The following is a 426-nucleotide window of genomic DNA, read 5'->3' on the forward strand; positions in this document are numbered from 1 at the left end:
ATCTCTATAGCAACGTCAAGGAGAAGCGCGAGGTGTTGCAGATGTGGTCAAATCACATCGAATGGCTGATCAAGCAGGCTGCGGATGACGCTCTGGCGGCGTAGCTGCTGGCATGGGCGGAAGATGCGGCGCAACAATCGTCAGAGCCTCATCGAATTGGAGATCATGCTTGACCAGCAAATGCGCGGCCAATGCTTCGATGGCTGACCAGTGATCGAGTACTAGCCGGGCCGTGCGATCTTCGATCCGCCTCCAACGGGGGCGGCGCGGCATCAGGAACCGCAACTCACCATAGATTCGCTTGGCATCCGCGTAGTCGCTGCTCCCCTCATTCCCATCGGACGCATTCATCGCCATATCGCGCGGGTCCAGATAGCCTTCGAATGCGGATTCTGCAAAAGGACCTGCCAGACACGCAACTATCTC

General features: G+C 57.5%; 1 protein-coding gene. It reads right to left on the bottom strand.

Annotated elements, in window-relative coordinates:
• Positions 1–69 precede the first annotated feature (69 nt).
• A partial coding sequence (locus EOA19_RS35580; RefSeq protein ID WP_164747216.1) for a hypothetical protein occupies positions 70–426 on the bottom strand: 357 nt, incomplete at its 5' end.

This window comes from Mesorhizobium sp. M7A.F.Ca.US.010.02.1.1 (genome assembly GCF_004023085.1).
GTDB lineage: Bacteria > Pseudomonadota > Alphaproteobacteria > Rhizobiales > Rhizobiaceae > Mesorhizobium.